This is a genomic window from Bradyrhizobium sp. LCT2 (assembly GCF_009931255.1).
Lineage (GTDB): Bacteria > Pseudomonadota > Alphaproteobacteria > Rhizobiales > Xanthobacteraceae > Bradyrhizobium > Bradyrhizobium diazoefficiens.
Genome location: NZ_CP034432.1, coordinates 7,061,635 through 7,082,002 on the forward strand (window position 1 = coordinate 7,061,635; position 20,368 = coordinate 7,082,002).

The following is a 20,368-nucleotide window of genomic DNA, read 5'->3' on the forward strand; positions in this document are numbered from 1 at the left end:
TTCTTTATTGGTCGTGTGCCGGCAACCACGTGCCGGGAATGACGCGCGAATGCCCGCGGAATTCCGCAATGACGATGTCGCCGGCGGTGACGCGCACGTCGTAGATGCCGGAGCGGCCGCTGCGGGTGACCTCTCTTGCCTTCGCGACGAGACGATCGCCGAGCCTGCCGGGCGTGATGAAGGTGATCTGGCCCTGTGCCGCGACCACGCGCTCATTGTGCGAGTTGCATGCAAACGCAAAGGCGGAATCTGCGAGCGTGAAGATGAAGCCGCCATGGGCGATGCGCTGGCCATTGACCATGTCCGGCCGCACCGCCATGGCCAGCGTCGCGAAGCCCGGGCCGATTTCGACGATCTCCATGCCGAGACCTTTGGAGGCATCGTCCTCCGCCCACATCGCATCGGCGCAGGCGCGGGCAATATCCTCAGGCGACAGGGCGGCTTTGACGTTCACGCGCTTCTCCCGGCCAATTTCCTGCACATGATGTTCTGCTGGTTGGTTCGAGCTGTCAAATAATGCGACGCATTTGCATTGTTGGGTACTGATCCGCCCGATCAGACATGGTCATAGTCGACCACGACCCGCTCGGACGACGGCTTGGCCTGGCAGGTCAGGACGAAGCCGGCCTTCAGCTCCCACGGCTCCAGCGAATAGTTGATGTCCATCGGCGCCTCGCCCTCGACCAGCTTGGCGCGGCAAGTGGAGCACATGCCGCCCTTGCAGGCGAAGGGCAGATCGACGCCGGCGCGCAGCGCGGCATCGAGGATCGTTTCGTCCTCGGCGACCGGCACGTCGCGGCGCTTGCCGTCGATGATCAGCGAGGCGATCGCCTTCGGTGGCGCGTCGGGTGCAACAGCCTTCTTCGGCCGCGGCTTGCCGCCGAATTCCGAGACGAAGCGCTCGACGTGGATGCGCTCCTCGGCGATACCGAGATCGCGGCAGGTCGCCTCGATGTCCTCGCTCATGCCAGACGGACCGCAGATGAAGACGTGATCGACGCTTCCCGCCGGCACCAGCGAGCGCAGCAGCACCCTCACCTTGTCGCCGTCGAGCCGGCCATGCAGGATCGGAATGTCCTGCTCCTCGCCGGAGATGACGTGGAAGATCGAGAGGCGGTCGATGAAGCGGTCCTTGAGCTCCTCGAGCGCCTCGAGGAACATGATGTTGTCGGTCGTGCGGTTGCCGTAGAACAGGAAGAAGCGGCTATCCGGTTCGCGTGCGAGCACGCCCTTGACGATCGACAGGATCGGCGTGATGCCGGAGCCGGCGGCAAAGCCGACATGGATCCGTCCCGTATCGGCCGGCGCGACCACGCCGAAGCGGCCCGTCGGCGTCATCACGTCGAGTTCGTCACCACATTTGAGTTCATCGGCGGCCCAGCTCGAAAACGCACCGCCATCGACCTTCTTCACCGCGATGCGGATCTCGCCGTCGTCGGGGCCGGAGCAGATGGAGTAGGATCGGCGCACCTCTTCACCGTCCAGCATCGTGCGGAGCGTGAGGTACTGCCCGGGCGTGAAAGCGTAATCGCTGGCGAGTTCGCTGGGGATGGCGAAGGTCACCGAAATGGCGTCCGAGGCCTCGCGGCGGAGGTCGTTGACGGCCAAGCGATGGAAGCGCGGTGCGGCTGCTGACATGGTCAATGACACTTGAAGTAATCGAAGGGTTCGCGGCAGGCCTTGCAGCGCCAGAGCGCCTTGCAGGAGGTCGAGCCGAATTCGGACAACAGCTCGGTCCTGTCAGAACCGCATTGCGGACACGCGACAGACTGCTCGCCGAACAGCGCGCGGCGCGAGTTCGAAGCCTGTGGCGGCGCGATGCCGTAGGCGCGCAGCTTCCGCCGCCCCTCCTCGCTCATCCAGTCGGTGGTCCAGGCCGGCGACAACACCGTGCGGACCTTCGGACGATGGAAGCCGGCGCGCTCCAGCGCGACCTCGATTTCGAGCGCGATCATGTTCATGGCCGGGCAGCCCGAATAGGTCGGGGTGATCGCGACCTCGACATGGTCGCCGTCGAGAACGACGTCGCGCAGTACGCCGAGATCGGCGATCGTCAGCACCGGGATTTCCGGGTCGACCACGCTCGCCGCAGCATCCCAGGCGCGCTGACGCAGATCGGCACCGCTCTCTAGCACCGTCACCATGTCTGCCCCGGGAAGGTACGCTGCATCGATTGCAGCTCCGACAGGAGATGGCCGAGGTGCTCGCTATGCCGGCCCACGCGGCCGCCCTGCTGCATCCAGTCGTTCTGCGGCAGCTCGAGCGAGGCCTCGCTGACGACATCGGAAAGCATCTTCAGCCAACGACCGCGCAAGATACCCGGATCGAGGGCGATACCCGCATGGATCAGGGCGCGTTCGCCGTCATCGACGGCAAACATCTCACCGGTAAAGGCCCAGAGGTGATCAATCGCGGCTTGCGCTCGTCGATGGCTCTCGTCCGTGCCGTCGCCGAGCCGGATGATCCATTCCGAGGCGTGACGTAAATGGTAGGCGCTCTCCTTCTCGGACTTGGCGGCAACGGCCGCGAGCGTCGTGTCGCGTGAGGCCATCATCGCGCGCCAGTAGAGGTCGGCGAAGGCGGAATAGAAGAACTGCCGCACCAGTGTCTGGGCAAAGTCGCCGTTGGGCTGCTCGACCAGCAGCAGGTTGCGGTACTGCCTGACGTCACGCAGGTATGCGAGCTTGTCCTCGTCATTGTCCTTGCCTTCGACCTTGGCGGCATAGGTGTAGAGCTCGCGCGCCTGGCCGATGAGGTCGAGCGCGATGTTGGAGAGCGCCATGTCCTCTTCCAGCATCGGCGCATGCCCGCACCATTCCGACAGCCGGTGACCGAGGATCAGCGCATCGTCGGCGCGGCGCAGGGCGTAGAGCACCAGCGGTGCTTCGGAGACCTGGGTGTTGGCGCTCGCCATCACATGTGCCCCACTTCTTCGGGCACCTCATAGAACGTCGGATGCCGGTAGATCTTCGACTCCGCCGGCTCGAACATCATGCCCTTGTCGGCCGGATCGCTCGCGGTGATCGCGGTGGACGGCACGACCCAGATCGACAGGCCCTCGCCGCGGCGGGTGTAGATATCGCGGGCGGCCTGGAGGGCCATGGTGGCATCGTTGGCATGCAGCGATCCCACATGCTTGTGCGCGAGCCCGTTGCGGCTGCGGATGAAGACTTCCCACAGCGGCGTGTTCGGCGTGGCCATCGTGATCTCCTTACTCGGCTGCTTGCGCGGTCTGGCGACGCGCGCGCTTGGCGGCATAGGCGGCGGCGGCTTCGCGCACCCAGGCCCCCTCCTCGTGCGCCTTGCGGCGTGCCGCCATGCGATCCCGATTGCAGGGGCCGTTGCCGGCGAGCACCTGCTTGAATTCGGTCCAGTCGATCTCGCTGTAGCGCCAGTGCCCCTCGGCATCCTGCGTCATGCCGGGATCGGGAATGGTGAGGCCGAGATATTGCGCCTGCGGCACGGTGGCATCGACGAATTTCTGGCGCAGCTCGTCATTGGAGAAGCGCTTGATCTTCCACTTCGTCGAGGTGTCGCTGTGCTGGCTCGTGGCGTCGGGCGGACCGAACATCATCAGCACCGGCCACCACCAGCGGTTCAGCGCATCCTGCGCCATCGCCTTCTGCTCGTCCGAGCCGCGGCACAGCGTCAGCATGATCTCGTAGCCCTGGCGCTGGTGGAACGATTCCTCCTTGCAGACGCGGATCATCGCGCGCGCATAGGGACCGTAGGAGCAGCGGCACAGTGGGATCTGGTTCATGATCGCGGCGCCGTCCACCAGCCAGCCGATGGTGCCGATGTCGGCCCAGGTCAGCGTCGGATAGTTGAAGATGGACGAGTACTTGGCCTTGCCGGCGAGCATGGCATCGACCAGCTCCTCGCGCGAGGCGCCAAGCGTTTCTGCGGCGGCATAGAGATAGAGCCCGTGGCCACACTCGTCCTGCACCTTGGCGAGCAGCGCGGCCTTGCGGCGCAAGGTCGGCGCACGCGTGATCCAGTTGCCTTCGGGCAGCATGCCGACGATTTCGGAATGGGCGTGCTGGGAGATCTGGCGGGTGAGCGTCTTGCGATAGGCCGCCGGCATCCAGTCGTTCGGCTCGATGCGTTCCTCCGCATCGATGCGGGCCTGGAACTGCGCAGCCCTGCCTGCGTCCTCAAGACCGCGATCGTCGGTCTCGGCCGTGTTCAGCGCCTGGGTGTACATGCGCATCCTCCCGTTTTATTGGGAGATAATATATAACAGAAATTACGTCATGCAAGATATTTCTGTAACATAAAGATCAGGCGCCGAACCTCCGTTCCAGGAGCTTTCGCGCCGCCGGCAATGGCCCTTTTTCATTGGTTCCATGGCCATCAAGCCATTGTTCGGACGGAGCAAGCAGCGCGCGATAGATCTCGCCGCAGAGTTCGCGGGCGGCCCTGCCCGGCCAATCCGCAGGCAACAGGCTCTCGGGCAGCAGCGGATCGCGCAGCACGACGCGGCGATAGTGGTGGATCAGCAGGATCCGCGCGGTGAAGGCGTCGGCGTCGGAGAGAGTCGTTCCGCGGCCGATCGCGGTGCGCAGCGGCTCGAACGTCTTCATGAACTTCAGATAGGCATCCGCGGTGCGATCGAGCGGCCAGCTTGCGCTGAGCAGCCGGCGCCCGCTGTCGTCCTCCGCGGAGACCTCGAGACGGATAGCGCCCGCAGCCTCATCCGGCACCGGCACGCCCGACGGCGCAACCCACACGCCGGGCAGCGGACTGCCGAAGCCGGCATTGCGCAGCGCCTCGCGCGAGGCGTCGCGGTCCTCGCCATTGATCAGCAGCAGCTCGAAACGCCCGGTCCAGTCCGACGGCGGCGGATCGTAGATGTGGCGCGTCGCGGCCTCGAAGGTCTGGTGGCCCTTGTCGGCGAGACGATAGAAACTGTTGCGGCCGACCTTTTCACGCGTCAGCCAGCCGTCAGCCGCCAGGCGCGACATCGCGGTGCGCACCACCCCGCTGTCGATGTCCAGGCTCTCGAAGAATTCCAGCAGCGTGCCGAGCCACACCGAGCCCCCGCGCGGCACGATGGCGTCGCCGAACACGGTGATGACGATGGAGCCGGTGCGCGACGGTTCGCGCTTGAGCTGGTCGATGATGCGGGAGAGCGGATGCGCCATGTGCGAGGCATAGCGCGTTTGGTGCAGGCGCGACAATGGACGGGAGCGACGCCGTTACTCTCCCTCTCCCCGTTCTTACGGGGAGAGGGCTGCTTCTGCAAAAACGGTAAGAGACGGACTCGCGGAGACTCCCCCTCACCCGGATTGCATCTTCGATGCAATCCGGCCTCTCCCCGCACGCGGGGAGAGGCAAAGAAGCTACCTATGCGGATCGGGATACGCCAGGCTGCGCCAGCCGCTGCGGTCGAAGGGCTTCCACTGGCCTTCCTTCTGCGCAAGCCGGTCGGCGACAGCGTAAACCGCAGCCGGGTGATGCCCCATGCCGCAATGGCTGCTCTCGATCTCGATGCTCTCGGTCTGCGCGCCGGACTTCTCCATGCAGCCCTGCCAGGCGCAGACGCCGTCGCTGCGGCTGAAGATGGCGGTGGTCGGCACCGGCGGCGGAACGGCGAGTTCGCCGCCGAAGCGCGGATCGACCTGATCGGCCTTCTGCCCGCTCGCCCATTCATAGACACGCCAGGCATTGGTGGAACGCGGATCGCCGGCAAAGGGGCTGCCGAGGGTGATCACCTGGCGCACGCGCTCGGGCATCATCTTGGCGAGCTGGCGCGCATAGAGGCCGCCGAGGCTCCAGCCGACCAGGCTGATCTTGCGGCCATGCGTGTCGCTGAGCTCCTGGACCAGGTCGACCATCGCATGCTGCACGCCCGGACGCAGGCCGTAGTTGCGGCCCTGGCGCCAGCCACTCACCGCGTAGCCCTTGCCTGACAGAAAGGTGCGTAGCGCGCGCGTGGACGCGTCGGAGGCCACAAGGCCCGGCAGCACCAGCACCGGATGCCCATCGCCGCGCGGCGCGAGGCTCAGCAGTGGCAGCGCGCCGAGGAATGCGCCGAACTCGTGGATCGCGCGCCCTTCCAGAAACATCAGGGTACGGGACGGCGGACGCAGCGTCTGGGCAGTAGCGGTCATCAATGTTTCCCTTGGGACGGCGCCGGCCGCGATGCCGGCAAATGGGCATGAATTCCAATACGCCGGCTTCTTGAACGTTCCGCAGCGCAACATGAATCAGCTAGGCGGCCGGTGCCCGACATTCAAGCGGGAGAGACGCGGGGCCACAATAGGCCCGCGCGTTAATGCTAACGTCAGTGACGCAAAAGTCACAGCAATCGAAGCAGGAATTCTACGGAGTAGAGCGCAAGTCCGGCCAGCCCGCCGATCAGCGAGCCGTTGAAGCGGATGTATTGCAGGTCACGGCCGATGTTGATTTCGATCAGCGAAATCAGCTGCGCCATATCCCAGGCCTTGACCTGGTCGGAGATGAAGGTGGAGACGCCGCTCTTCTGGTCGGCGACGAAGCTGCGCAGCACCGTCACCAGACCCTTGTTGATCTCGCCGCGCAGTTCGGCATCGCCGGCGAGCGCCTCGCCCGCGGCGACGAACATGCCGACGAGATGATGCTGAAGCACCTGTGTCTCGCCGGAGGCGCTGCGCTCGATGAAGGAGCGCGTGTTGGCCCAGACGGTGCGGGCGAGATCTGCAAGCTCGGGCCGCGCCAGCAGATCGCGTTTCAGGCCGTCGATGCGATCGATGTAGGCCTGGTCGGTGCCGAGCCGGTCGACGAAGGTCAGCACCATGCGATCGAACTCGCCGCGGAACGGATGCTTGGGATCGCTGCGCACCTCGTTGAAGAAGGCCGTGGCCGACGCCACGATCTTGTTCACCAGAAACTTGTCGGCGCGGTAGAGCCTGAGCAGGGTCGGCAACTCCGCGCGCACCTTCTCGCGGATCATCGCCATCGTCTCTTTCTGGTTCAGCGTGTCATGCATCACGCGCAGGAGATCGTCGAACAGGATCTGGTGCCGCCCTTCCGCAACGAAGCCGCGCAGCGTGCCGGCGGCGAGCGGCGCGAGGTCGATCGCCTGGAGCTGCGAGGACATGCGACGGATGATGAAGGTCATCAGGCCGGAGGTCTCGGTCGCGGAGAAGGCCTCCGGCAACAAACGCAGCGCGAAGCGCGCGAGATCCTCGCTGCGCTTGCGGTCGCGCAGCCAGTCGGCAACGAAGGAGCCGAAATCGATCTCGTTCAGCTTGGCCTCGACGGGTCCGGCCTCGAGAAAATGCACCTGGATGAACTCGCCGAGCTTGTCGGCGATGCGGGCCTGGTTGCTCTGGATGATCGCGGTGTGTGGGATCGGCAGGCCGAGCGGCCGCTTGAACAGCGCGACCACGGCATACCAGTCGGCGAGGCCGCCGATGGTCGCGGCTTCTGCGAAGGCCGCGATGAAGCCGAACGCGGGATGCACGGGCAGAAGCCATTTCGCGACGACGAACAAGGCCAGCGTCGAGGCCAGCACCAGCGTCGCCAATGCTTTCACGCGGCGCAACTCGGCCGCCCGCTCGGCGTCACCGGGAGTGTCGAAGGAGAAGGTGGCGGGAGAAGTCATGATTCACCGAGCTTACGTCATTCCGCGACGATCCGCAGGACCGGACCCGGAATGACGACCGGTGATGACGGCGGCGCAAAAAACAAGGCCCGCCGAAGCGGGCCTCAAAATTCAGTTTATCAACGCGACGCGCAATCAGGCGGTCTTGTTGTAGACCTTGGCAAAGTTGTCCTGAGCGGACTTCGCGCCGTTGGCGGCGAGTTTGCCGAGATAGTCGGTGGTCGCCTTGGCGCGCGAGACGAACGCTTCGCCGCGGGAGCGGAGCAGGCTCGACTGGATCTCGACGGCTTCGCTGAACGACTTGGCGGACGCGAGCTTGTCGATGCCGGAGAGGAACGCTTCAGCGTCCTCGTAGATCGCCTGCTGGATGTTGCGGCTGATCTTGCCGGCCTCGGTGACGGACTCGGTCACCGCGTTCTCGACGGCGGCGGTCACGCGCTCGGAGCCAGCGAACACCTCGGCAGCACGGTCCTTGGCGGTGTTGGCGGTCTTCTTGACGAATTCGCGGGCGGCCTCGGGAACTTCCAGGTTCTGGATGTTCTTGAAAGCGTCCTTGAAGCCCTCGAAAGCGGTGTTGGTTTCAGTGGTCATGGGGTTCTCTCCATCCTCAATGGTCTGAGCTATGGGCTCACCCCGTCCGCATTGGCCCGAGGCACGGCTTATATGGCATAGTTAATTGTGCGATGCAATATTCATATTGCACTGCAATATCACGAAATCGTGAACAGCCTTAACAGGAGGCAATATGATGCCTCCCTCACCAATCCCGGCGAACGCGTGCCTGATCGCGGTCTTTAGTGCTGGACGGCGCCTGGCAGCCCATAGGCCTCCATCTGAGCCTGGACCTGCGCGATGTTGTGGCCGAGCACGACAATGTCGTGGGTCTTGCCGTCGACGTCGCGGACGTGGTCGCGCAGCAGCGCCTCGGCCTTGAAGCCGAGGCTTTCGAACACCGCGATCGCCGCCTGCTGGTCGACCGTCATCTGGACCGAGAGCTTTTCCAGGCCTGCGCCGAGCGCGAGCGCAAAGGTCTCCTGCGACAGCGCCCGCCCCACCCCCTTCCCGCGCACGTCGAGCGAGACCACCATGCGAATCTCGCCGACATGGGGCGACCAGGAATGAGGATCGCGCACCAGCGTGCCGCAGCCGACGACCTTGCCGTCCTTCACGGCGAGCAGGCTCGTGATCGCACCGCGCTCGATCTCCTTGACCCAGGCCGAGAGCACTTTTGGCTCGCTGATGTTGCGGGGCAGGAAGAGCAGATCGTGCGTCGGCAGGCCCTTGCCAAAGGCGAGCACCGCGGCTTCGTCCGCAGGCGACATCAAGCGGATCTCGATCTCGCCGGCGTCGGTCTTGACCTGACGCGGATAGGAACGCTGCTCACTCATGTCGATCTCTTCCCCAGCCAGGAGTCCAGTTTCGGCCACAGCCGTTTCACCGCGTTGGCGCCGGCGACCAGCGAGACGTGACCGCCTTTCAGCATCACCTCTTCCTTGTCCGCCGATCCAATCTTCGCGATCAAATGTTTTGCGGCATCATAGGGCACGATGTGGTCGTGCTCGGCGACCGCATGCAGGATCGGCACCTTGATATCCTCGAGCTTCGCCGCACGGCCGCCGACCGACATGGTGTCGTTGAACAGCTTGTTGTCCCACATCAGGTCCTTGGTGATGGTGCGGAAATACTCGCCCGCCAGCGGCAGCGTATCGGTCGCCCAGCGGTCGAACATCCGGTAGGACTTGACGAACTCGTCGTTCCAGATGTTTTCCCAGAGCTGGATCTGGCTCACCGTGCGCGAGGCCGGGCGCAGCATCTCGAACGAGGACAGGATCATCTCCGGCGGCACGTTGCCGACGCTGTCGACAAGGCGATCGACGTCGAAATAGCGGCGGTCGGAGAAATTGGAGAACAGCTTCATCTCGCGGAAGTCGATCGGCGTAGTGAAGCAGATCAAGTTCTTCATTGGCCCGTCCTTGTGGATCGAGCCGTAGAGCAGCGACAGCACGCCACCGAAGCAGTAGCCGATGACGGAGACGTCCTGCTCGCCGGAATCCTGCTGCACGCGGCGGACGCAATCCGGGATAAAGTCGAGGACGTAGTCCTCCATGCGCAGGCTCTTCTCTTCCGGACGCGGCGCGCTCCAGTCGAGCATGTAGACGTCGTAGCCGCGCCTCAGGAGGAACTCGATGAAGCTCTGGCCGGGCACGAGGTCGAGGATGTAGCCTCGATTGGTGGTCGCCATCACGATCAGCACCGGCACCCGGTAGATCTCGTCCGACATCGGCCGATAGTGGTAGAGGCTCATCGTGCCGCGTGAATGCAGCACGTCTTTCGGCGTCGAGCCTAGCGTCGGGCCGGAGGTCGAGAAATATTCCACGCCCTTGATGCTGCGCTGGATTGCGCGCTGCACCTCGGACTGGATGCGCTCCGGGATGGAGGCGAAATCAAGTCCCGTCGGCGCGTTCATTTGGGCTCTCCGCCTTCGGAGGGCGGGCGTTTCGTCCGCGGCGGCCGCGGCGCACCGTCGAAGCCTTGCGACAGTCCGGAACCTGCCGCCATCTGGCTCAGCATCGACTTCATCTCGCCGATCTGGACCTCGATCGACTGCAGCCGTTCCGCAAGACCCGTGACCTGCTCCCGGCTCGGCAGATTCATGCTGACGAGGTATTTCTCCATGAGCTCGCCGAGCTGCTTCTGAGCACCTGCAGCAACGCCGCCGGCCCGATTCATCGCTTGCGAGAACTCAGGCGACGACATGGCTTGATTGGCGAAAGAGTTGAACCCCTTCTCCATCTCGCCAACCATCTTCTGCCACACGGCAACGGGGTCGTTGGTCTTGTCGGTCATCGGCGTCCTCCTGGTATCGAGAGCTGCGATGCCCTTCTTTTTTCGCCATACCACACCGTTGCGCGGTGCCGGTCAACCGGCAAGCAGCGGGTGCGCTGATGCGCGCGCCGCTTCTTTGCGGCGGGAATCCGTGCGATACAGCGTCGATCAGCAGGAGGGACCGCGCCCGTGAACGCCCATCAGCCGCCCCAGACCGTCCGCGCCAACGGCATCGACATTTGCTACGAGATATTTGGCAACGACAACGCCGAGCCGCTGCTGCTGATCATGGGGCTCGGGGCGCAGATGATCCATTGGGACGATGCGTTCTGCGAGCAGCTCGCCGTGCACGGCTTTCGCGTGATCCGCTTCGACAACCGCGACATCGGCAAGTCGAGCCATCTCGCGGGCGGCAAGCGGCTGACGCCGCTCGAGCTCTTGAAGCTCCGCTTCCTCAGGATTCCCGTAGCCGCAACCTACAAGCTGATCGACATGGCCAGGGACACCGTGGGCCTGATGGACGCGCTCGGCATCAAGTCGGCGCATCTGGTCGGCGCCTCCATGGGCGGCATGATCGCGCAGGAGGTGACGCTGTCGTTTCCCGGGCGCGTGCGCTCGCTGACCTCGATCATGTCGACGACGGGCAATCCGCGCGTGCCGCCGCCGACACGCGAGGCCGCCGCCATGCTGATGGCGCCGCCGCCGCGCAGCAAGGAGGAGTTCGTCGTCCGCTTCGGACAGACCTGGAAGGTGTTGCGCGCCGGGGCCTTTCCGGAAGAGGAAGCACTCGACCCTGATCGTGCCGAGCGCGTGTTCGCGCGCGGGCTCAATCCGGCCGGTGTCGGCCGGCAGCTCCGCGCCGTGCTTGCCTCGGGCAGCCGCAAGGAGCGGCTGCATGCCGTGAAGACGCCGACGCTGGTGATCCACGGCACGGTTGATCCCTTGGTCCATCCCGAAGGTGGCAAGGACACGGCCGCATCAATTCCGGGCGCGAAGCTGTTGATGGTCGAAGGCATGGGCCACGCGCTGCCGATGCGTTTCTGGCCCAAGATTATCGGCGCCATCGACAAGCACGCGCATGGAGCGGCCGCACAGGCGGCGTAGACCCGACGCGAGCAGTCTCCTCACGGTAACCATGTGAGCTGCCGGTTACTCTCTTAACGCACGCCGGCACGGAAGCTATACAAGCCTCCCTCAGTCGCAAGAGAAAGAGGCTGCGGCCTCTCGGAGTTCACATGCATCCCATCGTCCGGCCGGTCGCAAAGATTGCGGCCTCCATTCTCATGCTGTTCCTCGGCAACGGCGCCGCAAGCGCGGCCAGCGCGCAAGAAGAAGCCAACCGTACCGCCGTGCTTGCCTTCTACGAGAAGGGCCTCAATCAGAAGGACGCCGATGCCGCCCTCGCCCATGTCGGCGATCGCTATGTGCAGCACAATCCAAATGCAGCCGATGGTCCGGACGGCTTTCGGAAGTTCATCGGCTTCCTTCGTGAAAAGTTTCCGAACTCGCACAGCGAGATCAAGCGCTCCTTCGCCGACGGCGACTATGTCATTCTCCACGTGCACGCGGTTCGCGAGCCCGGCACAAGGGGCAACGCGATCGTCGACATCTTCAAGCTGGAGAACGGCAAGATCGTCGAGCACTGGGACGTCGTACAGCCGATCCCCGAAAATCCCGCGAACAACAACACGATGTTCTAGCTCGTAGGGTGGGCAAAGGCGCGCCCTTCGCGCGCCGTGCCCACCAACCATCGACACCTCTAACTGGACTGGTGGGCACGCTTCCGCCTACGCTCTTCGAGTTACGGCGGACAAGTCGCTTTGCCCACCTTACGATTCTGACATCGTGGATGCGCAGGCCGGATCAAGCGCAGCGCAAAAGAACCGCCTAGCTCTTCCGCGCGATCCAGATCACGTGACGCGCGCCGCCGCCTCTGCCGGTGGCGCGGACATTGACTTCATTCACGTCGAAGCCGGCGCTCCTAAGGCGCCTGGTGAATGCCGGGTTGGGCCCCGACGACCAGACGGCGAGCACGCCGCCCGACCGCAGCGCCGTCTTGGCCGCCTTCAACCCGCCCGCGTTGTAGAGCGCATCATTGCCCTTCCGGGTCAGCCCCTCCGGCCCGTTGTCGACGTCGAGGAGGATGGCGTCGAAGGCCGATCGCTGCGCGCGGATGATTTCTCCAACGTCGGTCTCCCGGATCTTGACACGGGGATCGTCGAGGCTGTCGCCAAAAACCTCCGCCATCGGACCTCGCGCCCAGGCAACCACCGCCGGCACGAGCTCGGACACCACGATCTTCGCCTTAGCTCCGAGCACGGCCAGCGCCGCGCGCAGCGTAAAGCCCATGCCGAGGCCGCCGATCAGGACGACGGGCTTGACGACCGTCTCGATCTGCTTCGCCGCCAGCGTCGCAAGTGCGGCCTCCGAGCCCGACAGGCGATTGTTCATCAGCTCGTTGGTGCCGAGCTTGATCGAGAACTCCTTGCCCCGCCGCATCAGGCGGAGCTCTTCGTCGGAGCCGGGGATTTTGGCGGTATCGAGTTTTTCCCAGGGAATCATGCGAGAGCTTTAGCACGATTTGCTTCGTAGCCCGGCCTAACCGCCCGCCCAGACGTCGAGCACATAGCGATTCGTCGCGCCCATCTCCTCGATCCAGCGCGCGGCCGTGGCGGCATCGCTACCGCTCTTCTCGCGACGGATCGCAACGAGCGCTGCCTTCACGTCGGGCTCCATTTTGCCGCCGTCGCCGCAGACGTAGATGATGGCGCCCTGCTCGATCAGCGGCCAGACCTTGTCCTTCTGCGCCGCGAGCACATGCTGCACATAGGTCTTCGGTCCGGCCGCGCGCGAGAACGCGGTGAAGAGCTCGGTGACGCCGCTTGCCGCCAGTGCCTTCAGCTCGTCGGCGTAGAGAAAATCCTGATCGGGGTGACGGCAGCCGAAGAACAGCATGGCCGGGCCAAGCGAAGCGCCTTTCGCCTTGCGCGCGGCGCGCTCCTGGAGGAAGCCGCGGAACGGGGCCAGTCCCGTGCCCGGGCCGATCATGATGATCGGCACGGATGAATCGTCCGGGAGCCGGAAGCCGGCCTTGGTCTCGCGCACCGTCGCGTAGATCCCATCGCTCGCGCGCCGGTTGGCGAGATAGTTCGAGCAGATGCCTTTGTAGACGCCGCGCCCGGAAGCGGCCGGCCCCTCGACGACGCCGACCGTGATACTGCACCGCGCCGGATCGACCGAAGGCGAGGAAGAGATCGAGTAATAGCGCGGCGCCAGCAGCGAGAGCATTTCCAGATAGACGTGGAACGGCAATTCGCAGGCCGGATATTCGAGCAGCAGGTCGTACACCGATTTGCGCCTCGCCAGAATCTCGGTGCGATAGCGCTCGGCCGGCTCGGCCTCCTCGCCGACGAAGGTCAGCAGCTTCGGCTTGGTGACCGGGCAGCGCGTGTGCTCGGCCATGATCTGGATCTGCTTCCGCGTCGCCACCTGCTGCAGCTCGACGAACTCGCTGAGCAGGCGGCCGACCGACACGGCCTCGCCGACCGGCAATTGCGCACGGCGGCCTTCGGCCACCTGAAGCCTGATCTGGTCGGCCGGCAGGAAACCGAAGCGGCGGGCGACCGAATCAACCAGCGTCGGATCGTTGCGCGGAACGACGCTCAGATGATCGCCGACGCGGTAGGTGATGTTGGATGGCAGCTGCACCTCGATATGGCGCGTCGAGCGCTCCGACGGATTGGATCCGCTCTTGTTCTGAAGCTCGTCATTGACCAGCACCTTCATCGCCACCGCGCCGCCCTGTGCGACGATGGTATTGACGGCAGTCACCGCGACAGGTTCGATCGCGTAGAGCGGATCGTCCTCCGCGGTCCGGGTGAAGTTCCAGTCGATGCCGAACTCCTTGGTCGCGACCTGCGCGGCTGCCGGGAACCATTTCTGGAACTGGCCGTCGAGATCGCTGCGCGCATCGCCTTCGCCGCGCGGATAGACCGCGCGCGCGCCATGCCCCGACAATTGCTCGTCGATGAAGCGCGGCACCGATTGATAGGTCGCGGCCCAGTCGCTGTTGCCGCAGCCGAACACGGCGTAGCGCACATTGGCAAAGGCATCCTTGGGCAGGTCGCTGCCGAGCCATTTGACGAATTGCGTCGCATTGTCCGGGGGCGCTCCGTTATAGGAGGCGCAGATGATCAGCACGCCGCCCTCCTGCGGCAGCTTGCCGACGTATTCGTCGAGCGCCCCGAGATGCACGGCAAAGCCGTTGATCTCGGCGAGGTCGGCCATGCGTGTCGCGAGTTCTTCGGCGGTGCCGAGATTGGAGCCGTACAGCACCAACATCGGCGTGTTGTGGCCGGGCCGCGCCGTCGGCTGACGCGGTGCTCGCGGCGCCGAGGACACAGCCGCGACAGGCCCGCCATAGGCACCGCGCTCGCGATCGGCGCGCGGACGAACCTTGATCTTGAAGCCCTCCGGCTTCATCGTCAGCGTTTCCTTCAGGTGCATCTGGTAGCGCTGGTGGTCGATCAGCTTGAAACGCTGGAGGATCATGCCGAGCGCGAGCGCCGCCTCGTGCATGGCGAAGCCGCGGCCGATGCAGGCGCGCTGACCGTTGCCGAACGGCTTCCAGGCATTGATCGGCCGCTTGGCCTCCGCCTCGCGGCTGAAATTTTCGGGATCGAAGGCATCGGGATTCGGCCCCCAGACGGAGGGATCGCGATGCAGCGCCGTCACCAGAATGGTGATGAACGTGCCCTTCCTGAGCTTGTACTTGCCGCCGCCGATGGTTTCGTCCGCGAGCGGTGAGATGCCGTAGGCCGGCGCCGGCGGCCACAGCCGCAACGCCTCCTTCAGGATCTGCGTGATGTAGGTGAGCTGCGTCACCTGCTGATAGGTCGGCTTCGCGTTGACATCTGGACCGAAGACGCGATCGACCTCATCATAGGCCTTCTTGAGGATGTCGGGATGCTTCAGGAGCGCATAGAGCGTGTAGGACAACAGGCCGCTTGTCGTCTCGTGGCCGGCGATCAAAAACGTGTTGATCTGGTAGCGGATGTTGACGTCGTCGAGCTGCTCGCCGGTCGAGCGGTCGACGCCGGTCATCATCGCCGCGAGCATGTCCTTCTTGTCGTCGATCCCCTCCGCGCTCTTGCGGCGCTCCGCGATGATCTCGTCAACCATCTTGTTCATGAAGGCGACGTCTTCAGCGAGGGTCTTGCGCCGCTTCTGCATCCATATCTGCTCGAACGGAAGACCCCGCGTCATCATGATGGTTTCGAGCGAGCGCACCAGCGACTCGACGAAGGGATGGTAGTCGCGCCGGTAGAACGAATTGAATCGGTAGTCGAAGCCGCACAGGCCGATCGTGTCCAGCGTCAGGGCGGTCATGTCGTGGACGACGTCGATCTCGTCGTCGGCGTTGAGCCGCTCCCATTTTTGGACGAGCTGCTCGGCGATGTCGACCATGCTCGGGTGGTAGGACTGCATCGCGCGGTTGCCGAACGGCTGGAGCAGGATGTTGTGCGCCTTGCTCCAGTTCGGCTCCCTGGTGTCGGCCGTGAACAGGCCGTCGCCGCCGACCGCACGCACGCGCCGCAGCGCGCCGCGCACCGTCTTGTCGAAGCGCTTCTCGTCGGACAGCTCGTCGACGAGATCGTGGCCCGAGACGACGACGATCGGCGAGCCCATCATGTCGAGCCAGAAGATCGGGCCGAGCTCCTTGGCGAGCCGCGTCAGGTGCTGCACGGGAGCCGCCGAGTCCAGCGACAGCATATTGCCGACCACCGGCTTGGTCGGCGGCTGCGGGATCGGGTCCAGACGGTTCTTGGATGACATTGACGTGCGCTTCCCCCTGATCGCGTCATTCCGGGGCGATGCGCAGCATCGAACCCGGAATCTCGAGATTCCGGGTTCGCCCTTCGGGCGCCCCGGAATGACGTTCCATTTACACTGACGACGGCATCGTCACCCAAACCGCCTTCTACGCCATTCGATCAGCTTGGCGCTGACCTCGTCCGGCTTCTCCTGCTGCGTCCAATGGCCGCTGTCGCGGACCAGATATTTTTCGAGATCGGGAATCAGCTTGTCCATGCCATCGGCGGAAGACGGCGGCAGCACCGCGTCGTTCTCGGCCATGATCATCAGCGACGGCACGCGTACCGTATGATCGAGCCCTTCGGCGCGCACCCAGTTGCGCGACATGTTGCGGTACCAGTTGATGCCGCCGGTAAAGCCGGTCCTGGTGAAATTGTCGACAAACACCTTCTTCTCTTCCGGCGACAGGATCGGCGTACGCGGATCGTGCTTGGCGTCATAGGCCGCAATCATCTGCGGAAACGCCAGATTGACCCGCGGCGAAGCGCCCACCCCGGCAATCACTTCCTCTGCCGGTGCATCGGGCGGGCGCGGCGCCGGCTTGCGCATGAACGCATCGAAGGTTTGCTCGACGCGGCTGCCGAAAATCCTGTCGGCCTCACGCGACGGGTCCTGGAACTGCACGATGTACATCTTGTCGCCAAACCGTGCGCGCAGGAGTTCGATTGGATCGGCCCAGGCCCGGTTGGTATGGGGGGTATTGATGCCGACCACGCCGGCGACGCGGCCGATATGCCGCAGCGGCATCTGCCAGACGATGAAGCCGCCCCAGTCGTGGCCGACGAAGATCGCCTTGTCGATCCCGAGATGATCGAGCAGACCGACGAGGTCGCCGGTCAGGTGCTCGATATCGTAGTCCTCGACCGGCTCGGGCCGGTCGGTCGCGCCATAACCGCGCTGGTCCGGCGCGATCACCCGGATTCCGGCCTCGCTCAGCGCCTTGATCTGATGGCGCCAGGAAAAGGCGAGCTCCGGCCAGCCATGGCACAGCACCATCGGCGGGGTGTCGGAGACCGGACCCGCCTCGTAATAACCCATGCGGATTCCGTTCGTCTGCACGAACTTGAGCGGCGGCATTTCGATCATCGGGACATTCCTACTCAGCAGCGCCCTTGATGTCGGCCGCTAGCGGCGCATAGGCCGCCTCCAGCGCAGCAAACTCCTCGGGCAGCATGTCACACATCACCTGCACATGCGGAATGATGTTGGCACCGACAATGAAACCGAAATCGAGCTGGTCGCGATAGCTCTGCACCGTGATGTTGAGCGCCTGCCCGTGCGTCGAGATCGACACCGGGAAGATATGCAGCAGCTCCGCGCCGGCGGCGTAGAGCGTCTGCCGCGGCCCGGGTACGTTGGACACCGTGATGTTGGCGGCCGGCGGCAGCACGTCCGACAGGTTCGAGCGGCTGTAGAGCAAGGCCAGGATCTGCACCATGATCGGCGCGCCCAGCATCGAGATGTTGGACACTTGCGGCATCAGGGCGCGCAGCGGATGCGACATCTCCTTGGACTTGGTCGATTGCGCGATGATCGCCTCCAGTCGGGCCTTGGGATCGTCGATGTCGGTGGCGATCGCGCAGATCATGCCGAACACCTGGTTGTTGGCCTCGGTGTTGCCTTCCTCGCGCAGCGAGATCGGCACGGCGGCGGTCAAGGATTTCGCCGGCAGCGTGCCATATTGCTGGAGATAGCGGCGGACCACGCCGGAGGCGAGCGCCAGCACGACGTCGTTGAGCTTGCCGCCGGCCTGCTTGGCCAGCGCCTTCGCCCGCGACAGCGGGATCGACACGCCGGCGAAGCTGCGCTCCGAGGAGATGGTCTTGTTGAGCATGGTCGGCGGCGACACCATGCTGGCCAGGCTCTCGCGCGACTTCGGATCGGCGACCTTGCCGAGCACGTCGGACACGCTCTTGAGCACGGTCGGGATGTTGCCGGCGAAGCGCACCGCGCTCTCGATCTGGTACATCGCATTGTCGAACAGGATCGAGCCGATGTCGCTCTTGCCGGTGCGCGGCAGCTGCAGGTTCTTCGCAGCGGCCGAAGCATCGAGCGGCTGGCTGAAGAGCTGCTGATAGGAATCGAGCAGGTTGGCGGCGATGTCACGCGGCTCCTGCCCCGGCTTGGCTCCCGCCGCCGGCGGATCGACCTTCCGCGGGATCGGCGAGATGTCGTAGATCATGTTGGTCAGCGCCGCGCCGGCACCGCCGTCGATGGCGGCATGGTGCATCTTGGAATAGAGCCCGACCTCATTGTCCTTCATGCCCTCGAACACGTAGAATTCCCAGAGCGGGCGGGCGCGGTTCAAGAGCTTGGCGTGCATCCAGCCGACGATGCGTTCGAGCGTGGCGCGGTCGCGCGGCTGCGGCAGGCTGGCGCGGAAGATGTGACGGTCGATGTCGAACTGATCGTCCTCAACCCAGGAGGGATGGTCGATGTCGAGCGGGGCCTTCTCCAGCCGCGCCTTCAGGATCGGCGCGATGTGCAGGCGCGAGACGATCATCGCCTTGAAGTCTTCGAAGAAGTCGCCCTTGTAATCGTCGGGCAGGCGAAAGATCGCCATGCTGCCGACATGCATCGGCATTTCCGGCGTTTCCAGATAGAGAAACGACGCATCCAGCGACGACAGCTTCTTACCGTCAGCCATGGTTCCCTCCCGAGTATTCGACGGGCGCCTTGGACGGCGCTTCTCGTCAGGCCGATATTGCCCGCTCCGGCGGGGCATATGCAATGGCAAACGGCCCTGCCCGGTCAAATGGCCAGAACTCCCCTTCCGGTTGCGCCAGCCGGTCCGCCACGGCCCACAGCGCGGCGGGGTTAACGCCGAGCCCGATATGGCTCGCCAGGTGCACCTCGATGTTCTCGGCATGGTCCGAGGGGCGCAACAGACAGGTCCGCCAGTTCACGACGCCGTCGGCGCGGGAATAGATCGACGTCGCCGGCACCGGCAGATCGCCGGCGATCGCCTCGCGCAGTTCGGCAAAATCCTCGACCCGCTCGCCGGACAGCGCCTCATAGAGCCGCGTGGCGTTGGTCGCCCGCACGTCGTTGGCAAAAGGACTGCCGAGCGTAATGACGTAACGGACCATGTCGGGCGCCTGGAGCGCGAGATCGCGGGCATAGACGCCGCCGAGGCTCCATCCGACCAGGCTGACCTTGCGCCCCCTCGCGGCGTGGATCTCGGCGAGACGGGTGCGCAAGGCCTCCCGCATCCGCCCCAGCCCGCCGAGATTGCGGCCCATCCGCCAGGCATGTGCCTCATAGCCGAGCTCGCTCAGATAGCGCCGCATCGGCGCCATCGAAAGATCGCTGGCGAGAAAGCCCGGCAGCGTCAGCACCGGATGGCCGTCGCCTCTGGGCGCGCGCATCAGCAACGGCGACAACAGCAGGCTGGCGTTCAACTCGAACAGGCCGCGGGCTTCGGCGAGCAGCAAACCAAGGCCCGGCGGACGAAGCCGGTCAGACGCTTGCGGCCCGTCCCGCCCGGCCGACATTATTTCTTCTTATCGCTGCTGCGCGTTCCGCCGAGGCCGGCCATGGTGACGAACATGTCCTGAAACCGCTCGGCAAGCTTCGGATCGAACGTGAACCAGCTCTGGATCAGCGATTCCGGCGAGACCTTGTCGATATTGCTCAGGACCTGCTGCTGCAGCTTGTCCATGACGGCAATCTGCATCGGCGAGACGTCCGGCAATCCGAAGAACTGACGGGCCTCGAGGGGGGTGCAGTCGATTTCGATGTTAACTTTCATGTCCCCTCCGGATGAGATTCGAGCACTCTGTTGGAGTATCGCCGCGACACGGTGTGCAACGCAAGCGACCTTAGACGCGCCGCGGGGCGCCGGCTCCCGCAATCGGCGGGTATGGTCAATCAAATTGCTCGGCCGCGACCGCAGCTCGGACGGCTGAGACGCCAACGGCCGACATGGCCAATTTCCCTTTACCCCGGGACTTCACAGGTCGAAAGTCGAATGTCGTTCGCGCGCCAGCCTCCCCTGGATTGCCGGTCAGCATTGCTGCACAGCGGTGCAACTTGGCGCGTTCCTTGCTGGAATGGCGCTTGCACGGGTCGTGAACTCTG

At 64.6% G+C, this 20,368-nt stretch carries 21 protein-coding genes; 2 read left to right on the forward strand and 19 right to left on the reverse strand.

Annotated elements, in window-relative coordinates:
- Window positions 1-4 precede the first annotated feature (4 nt).
- The 13 genes from paaI to EI171_RS33600 form a co-directional block, all read right to left on the reverse strand.
- Window positions 5-454, reverse strand: coding sequence for a hydroxyphenylacetyl-CoA thioesterase PaaI (gene paaI, locus EI171_RS33540; RefSeq protein WP_161535868.1), 450 nt, complete (start codon window positions 452-454; stop codon window positions 5-7).
- 101 nt (window positions 455-555) lie between these two features.
- Window positions 556-1,638, reverse strand: a complete 1,083-nt coding sequence (gene paaE, locus EI171_RS33545; RefSeq protein WP_161535869.1) for a 1,2-phenylacetyl-CoA epoxidase subunit PaaE — start codon at window positions 1,636-1,638, stop codon at window positions 556-558.
- 2 nt (window positions 1,639-1,640) lie between these two features.
- Window positions 1,641-2,144 carry a 1,2-phenylacetyl-CoA epoxidase subunit PaaD gene (gene paaD, locus EI171_RS33550; protein WP_161535870.1) on the reverse strand — a complete coding sequence of 168 codons (504 nt, stop codon included), beginning with the start codon at window positions 2,142-2,144 and terminating at the stop codon, window positions 1,641-1,643.
- Entirely contained in the window at window positions 2,138-2,914 is a 777-nt protein-coding gene (gene paaC / locus EI171_RS33555; protein WP_161535871.1) for a 1,2-phenylacetyl-CoA epoxidase subunit PaaC, read from the reverse strand. The genes paaD and paaC overlap by 7 nt, the downstream gene beginning before the upstream one ends.
- Complete coding sequence (gene paaB / locus EI171_RS33560) at window positions 2,914-3,201, reverse strand: 1,2-phenylacetyl-CoA epoxidase subunit PaaB (RefSeq protein ID WP_161535872.1); 288 nt, start codon at window positions 3,199-3,201, stop codon at window positions 2,914-2,916. Before paaB ends, paaC begins: the two co-directional genes overlap by 1 nt.
- A 10-nt stretch (window positions 3,202-3,211) precedes the next feature.
- Complete coding sequence (gene paaA, locus EI171_RS33565) at window positions 3,212-4,204, reverse strand: 1,2-phenylacetyl-CoA epoxidase subunit PaaA (protein WP_028172418.1); 993 nt, start codon at window positions 4,202-4,204, stop codon at window positions 3,212-3,214.
- A 76-nt stretch (window positions 4,205-4,280) separates the two neighbouring features.
- Window positions 4,281-5,144 carry a phenylacetic acid degradation operon negative regulatory protein PaaX gene (gene paaX / locus EI171_RS33570; protein WP_011085674.1) on the reverse strand — a complete coding sequence of 288 codons (864 nt, stop codon included), beginning with the start codon at window positions 5,142-5,144 and terminating at the stop codon, window positions 4,281-4,283.
- A gap of 198 nt (window positions 5,145-5,342) precedes the next feature.
- The gene (locus EI171_RS33575; RefSeq protein WP_161535873.1) at window positions 5,343-6,113 is read right to left on the reverse strand and encodes an alpha/beta fold hydrolase; all 771 of its coding nucleotides are present in this window, start codon (window positions 6,111-6,113) and stop codon (window positions 5,343-5,345) included.
- Window positions 6,114-6,301: 188 nt separating this feature from the next.
- Entirely contained in the window at window positions 6,302-7,588 is a 1,287-nt protein-coding gene (locus tag EI171_RS33580; protein WP_060911069.1) for a DUF445 domain-containing protein, read from the reverse strand.
- 135 nt (window positions 7,589-7,723) lie between these two features.
- On the reverse strand, window positions 7,724-8,179 hold the full coding sequence (locus tag EI171_RS33585; protein ID WP_161535874.1) for a phasin: 456 nt from the start codon (window positions 8,177-8,179) through the stop codon (window positions 7,724-7,726).
- A gap of 203 nt (window positions 8,180-8,382) precedes the next feature.
- Entirely contained in the window at window positions 8,383-8,976 is a 594-nt protein-coding gene (locus EI171_RS33590; protein ID WP_161535875.1) for a GNAT family N-acetyltransferase, read from the reverse strand.
- Window positions 8,973-10,055 carry an alpha/beta hydrolase gene (locus tag EI171_RS33595; RefSeq protein WP_092186055.1) on the reverse strand — a complete coding sequence of 361 codons (1,083 nt, stop codon included), beginning with the start codon at window positions 10,053-10,055 and terminating at the stop codon, window positions 8,973-8,975. The genes EI171_RS33590 and EI171_RS33595 overlap by 4 nt, the downstream gene beginning before the upstream one ends.
- Window positions 10,052-10,435: a hypothetical protein gene (locus EI171_RS33600; protein WP_038965792.1), complete on the reverse strand. Its 384-nt coding sequence runs from the start codon at window positions 10,433-10,435 to the stop codon at window positions 10,052-10,054. The genes EI171_RS33595 and EI171_RS33600 overlap by 4 nt, the downstream gene beginning before the upstream one ends.
- 168 nt (window positions 10,436-10,603) lie before the next feature.
- Between EI171_RS33600 and EI171_RS33605 the strand changes: the two genes are divergently transcribed.
- Window positions 10,604-11,518 (forward strand): alpha/beta fold hydrolase, encoded by a 915-nt coding sequence (locus tag EI171_RS33605; protein ID WP_161535876.1) that lies wholly within the window; start codon window positions 10,604-10,606, stop codon window positions 11,516-11,518.
- Between the two features lie 131 nt (window positions 11,519-11,649).
- Window positions 11,650-12,114, forward strand: a complete 465-nt coding sequence (locus EI171_RS33610) for a nuclear transport factor 2 family protein (RefSeq protein ID WP_161535877.1) — start codon at window positions 11,650-11,652, stop codon at window positions 12,112-12,114.
- A gap of 187 nt (window positions 12,115-12,301) precedes the next feature.
- Here the strand turns inward: EI171_RS33610 and EI171_RS33615 are convergent, their stop codons facing one another.
- The 6 genes from EI171_RS33615 to EI171_RS33640 all read right to left on the reverse strand — a co-directional run bounded on the left by EI171_RS33615 (window position 12,302) and on the right by EI171_RS33640 (window position 20,039).
- Entirely contained in the window at window positions 12,302-12,976 is a 675-nt protein-coding gene (locus EI171_RS33615; RefSeq protein WP_161535878.1) for a spermidine synthase, read from the reverse strand.
- 36 nt (window positions 12,977-13,012) lie between these two features.
- Entirely contained in the window at window positions 13,013-16,249 is a 3,237-nt protein-coding gene (locus tag EI171_RS33620) for a bifunctional cytochrome P450/NADPH--P450 reductase (protein ID WP_161535879.1), read from the reverse strand.
- Between the two features lie 129 nt (window positions 16,250-16,378).
- Window positions 16,379-17,374 (reverse strand): alpha/beta fold hydrolase, encoded by a 996-nt coding sequence (locus EI171_RS33625; protein WP_161535880.1) that lies wholly within the window; start codon window positions 17,372-17,374, stop codon window positions 16,379-16,381.
- Window positions 17,375-17,384: 10 nt separating this feature from the next.
- The gene (locus tag EI171_RS33630) at window positions 17,385-18,935 is read right to left on the reverse strand and encodes a wax ester/triacylglycerol synthase family O-acyltransferase (protein WP_161535881.1); all 1,551 of its coding nucleotides are present in this window, start codon (window positions 18,933-18,935) and stop codon (window positions 17,385-17,387) included.
- 46 nt (window positions 18,936-18,981) lie between these two features.
- Window positions 18,982-19,782: a triacylglycerol lipase gene (locus EI171_RS33635; RefSeq protein ID WP_011085663.1), complete on the reverse strand. Its 801-nt coding sequence runs from the start codon at window positions 19,780-19,782 to the stop codon at window positions 18,982-18,984.
- On the reverse strand, window positions 19,782-20,039 hold the full coding sequence (locus EI171_RS33640) for a DUF6489 family protein (protein ID WP_011085662.1): 258 nt from the start codon (window positions 20,037-20,039) through the stop codon (window positions 19,782-19,784). The genes EI171_RS33635 and EI171_RS33640 overlap by 1 nt, the downstream gene beginning before the upstream one ends.
- Window positions 20,040-20,368 lie beyond the last annotated feature (329 nt).

Excerpts from the sequence above, each read along its gene's own strand:
- paaE (WP_161535869.1), bottom strand. The coding sequence starts at position 1,638 with ATGTCAGCAGCCGCACCGCGCTTCCATCGCTTGGCCGTCAACGACCTC.
- paaD (WP_161535870.1), bottom strand. The coding sequence starts at position 2,144 with ATGGTGACGGTGCTAGAGAGCGGTGCCGATCTGCGTCAGCGCGCCTGG.
- paaC (WP_161535871.1), bottom strand. The coding sequence starts at position 2,914 with ATGGCGAGCGCCAACACCCAGGTCTCCGAAGCACCGCTGGTGCTCTAC.
- paaB (WP_161535872.1), bottom strand. The coding sequence starts at position 3,201 with ATGGCCACGCCGAACACGCCGCTGTGGGAAGTCTTCATCCGCAGCCGC.
- paaA (WP_028172418.1), bottom strand. The coding sequence starts at position 4,204 with ATGTACACCCAGGCGCTGAACACGGCCGAGACCGACGATCGCGGTCTT.
- paaX (WP_011085674.1), bottom strand. The coding sequence starts at position 5,144 with ATGGCGCATCCGCTCTCCCGCATCATCGACCAGCTCAAGCGCGAACCG.
- EI171_RS33575 (WP_161535873.1), bottom strand. The coding sequence starts at position 6,113 with ATGACCGCTACTGCCCAGACGCTGCGTCCGCCGTCCCGTACCCTGATG.
- EI171_RS33580 (WP_060911069.1), bottom strand. The coding sequence starts at position 7,588 with ATGACTTCTCCCGCCACCTTCTCCTTCGACACTCCCGGTGACGCCGAG.
- EI171_RS33585 (WP_161535874.1), bottom strand. The coding sequence starts at position 8,179 with ATGACCACTGAAACCAACACCGCTTTCGAGGGCTTCAAGGACGCTTTC.
- EI171_RS33590 (WP_161535875.1), bottom strand. The coding sequence starts at position 8,976 with ATGAGTGAGCAGCGTTCCTATCCGCGTCAGGTCAAGACCGACGCCGGC.
- EI171_RS33595 (WP_092186055.1), bottom strand. The coding sequence starts at position 10,055 with ATGAACGCGCCGACGGGACTTGATTTCGCCTCCATCCCGGAGCGCATC.
- EI171_RS33600 (WP_038965792.1), bottom strand. The coding sequence starts at position 10,435 with ATGACCGACAAGACCAACGACCCCGTTGCCGTGTGGCAGAAGATGGTT.
- EI171_RS33610 (WP_161535877.1), top strand. The coding sequence starts at position 11,650 with ATGCATCCCATCGTCCGGCCGGTCGCAAAGATTGCGGCCTCCATTCTC.
- EI171_RS33615 (WP_161535878.1), bottom strand. The coding sequence starts at position 12,976 with ATGATTCCCTGGGAAAAACTCGATACCGCCAAAATCCCCGGCTCCGAC.
- EI171_RS33620 (WP_161535879.1), bottom strand. The coding sequence starts at position 16,249 with ATGTCATCCAAGAACCGTCTGGACCCGATCCCGCAGCCGCCGACCAAG.
- EI171_RS33625 (WP_161535880.1), bottom strand. The coding sequence starts at position 17,374 with ATGATCGAAATGCCGCCGCTCAAGTTCGTGCAGACGAACGGAATCCGC.
- EI171_RS33630 (WP_161535881.1), bottom strand. The coding sequence starts at position 18,935 with ATGGCTGACGGTAAGAAGCTGTCGTCGCTGGATGCGTCGTTTCTCTAT.
- EI171_RS33635 (WP_011085663.1), bottom strand. The coding sequence starts at position 19,782 with ATGTCGGCCGGGCGGGACGGGCCGCAAGCGTCTGACCGGCTTCGTCCG.
- EI171_RS33640 (WP_011085662.1), bottom strand. The coding sequence starts at position 20,039 with ATGAAAGTTAACATCGAAATCGACTGCACCCCCCTCGAGGCCCGTCAG.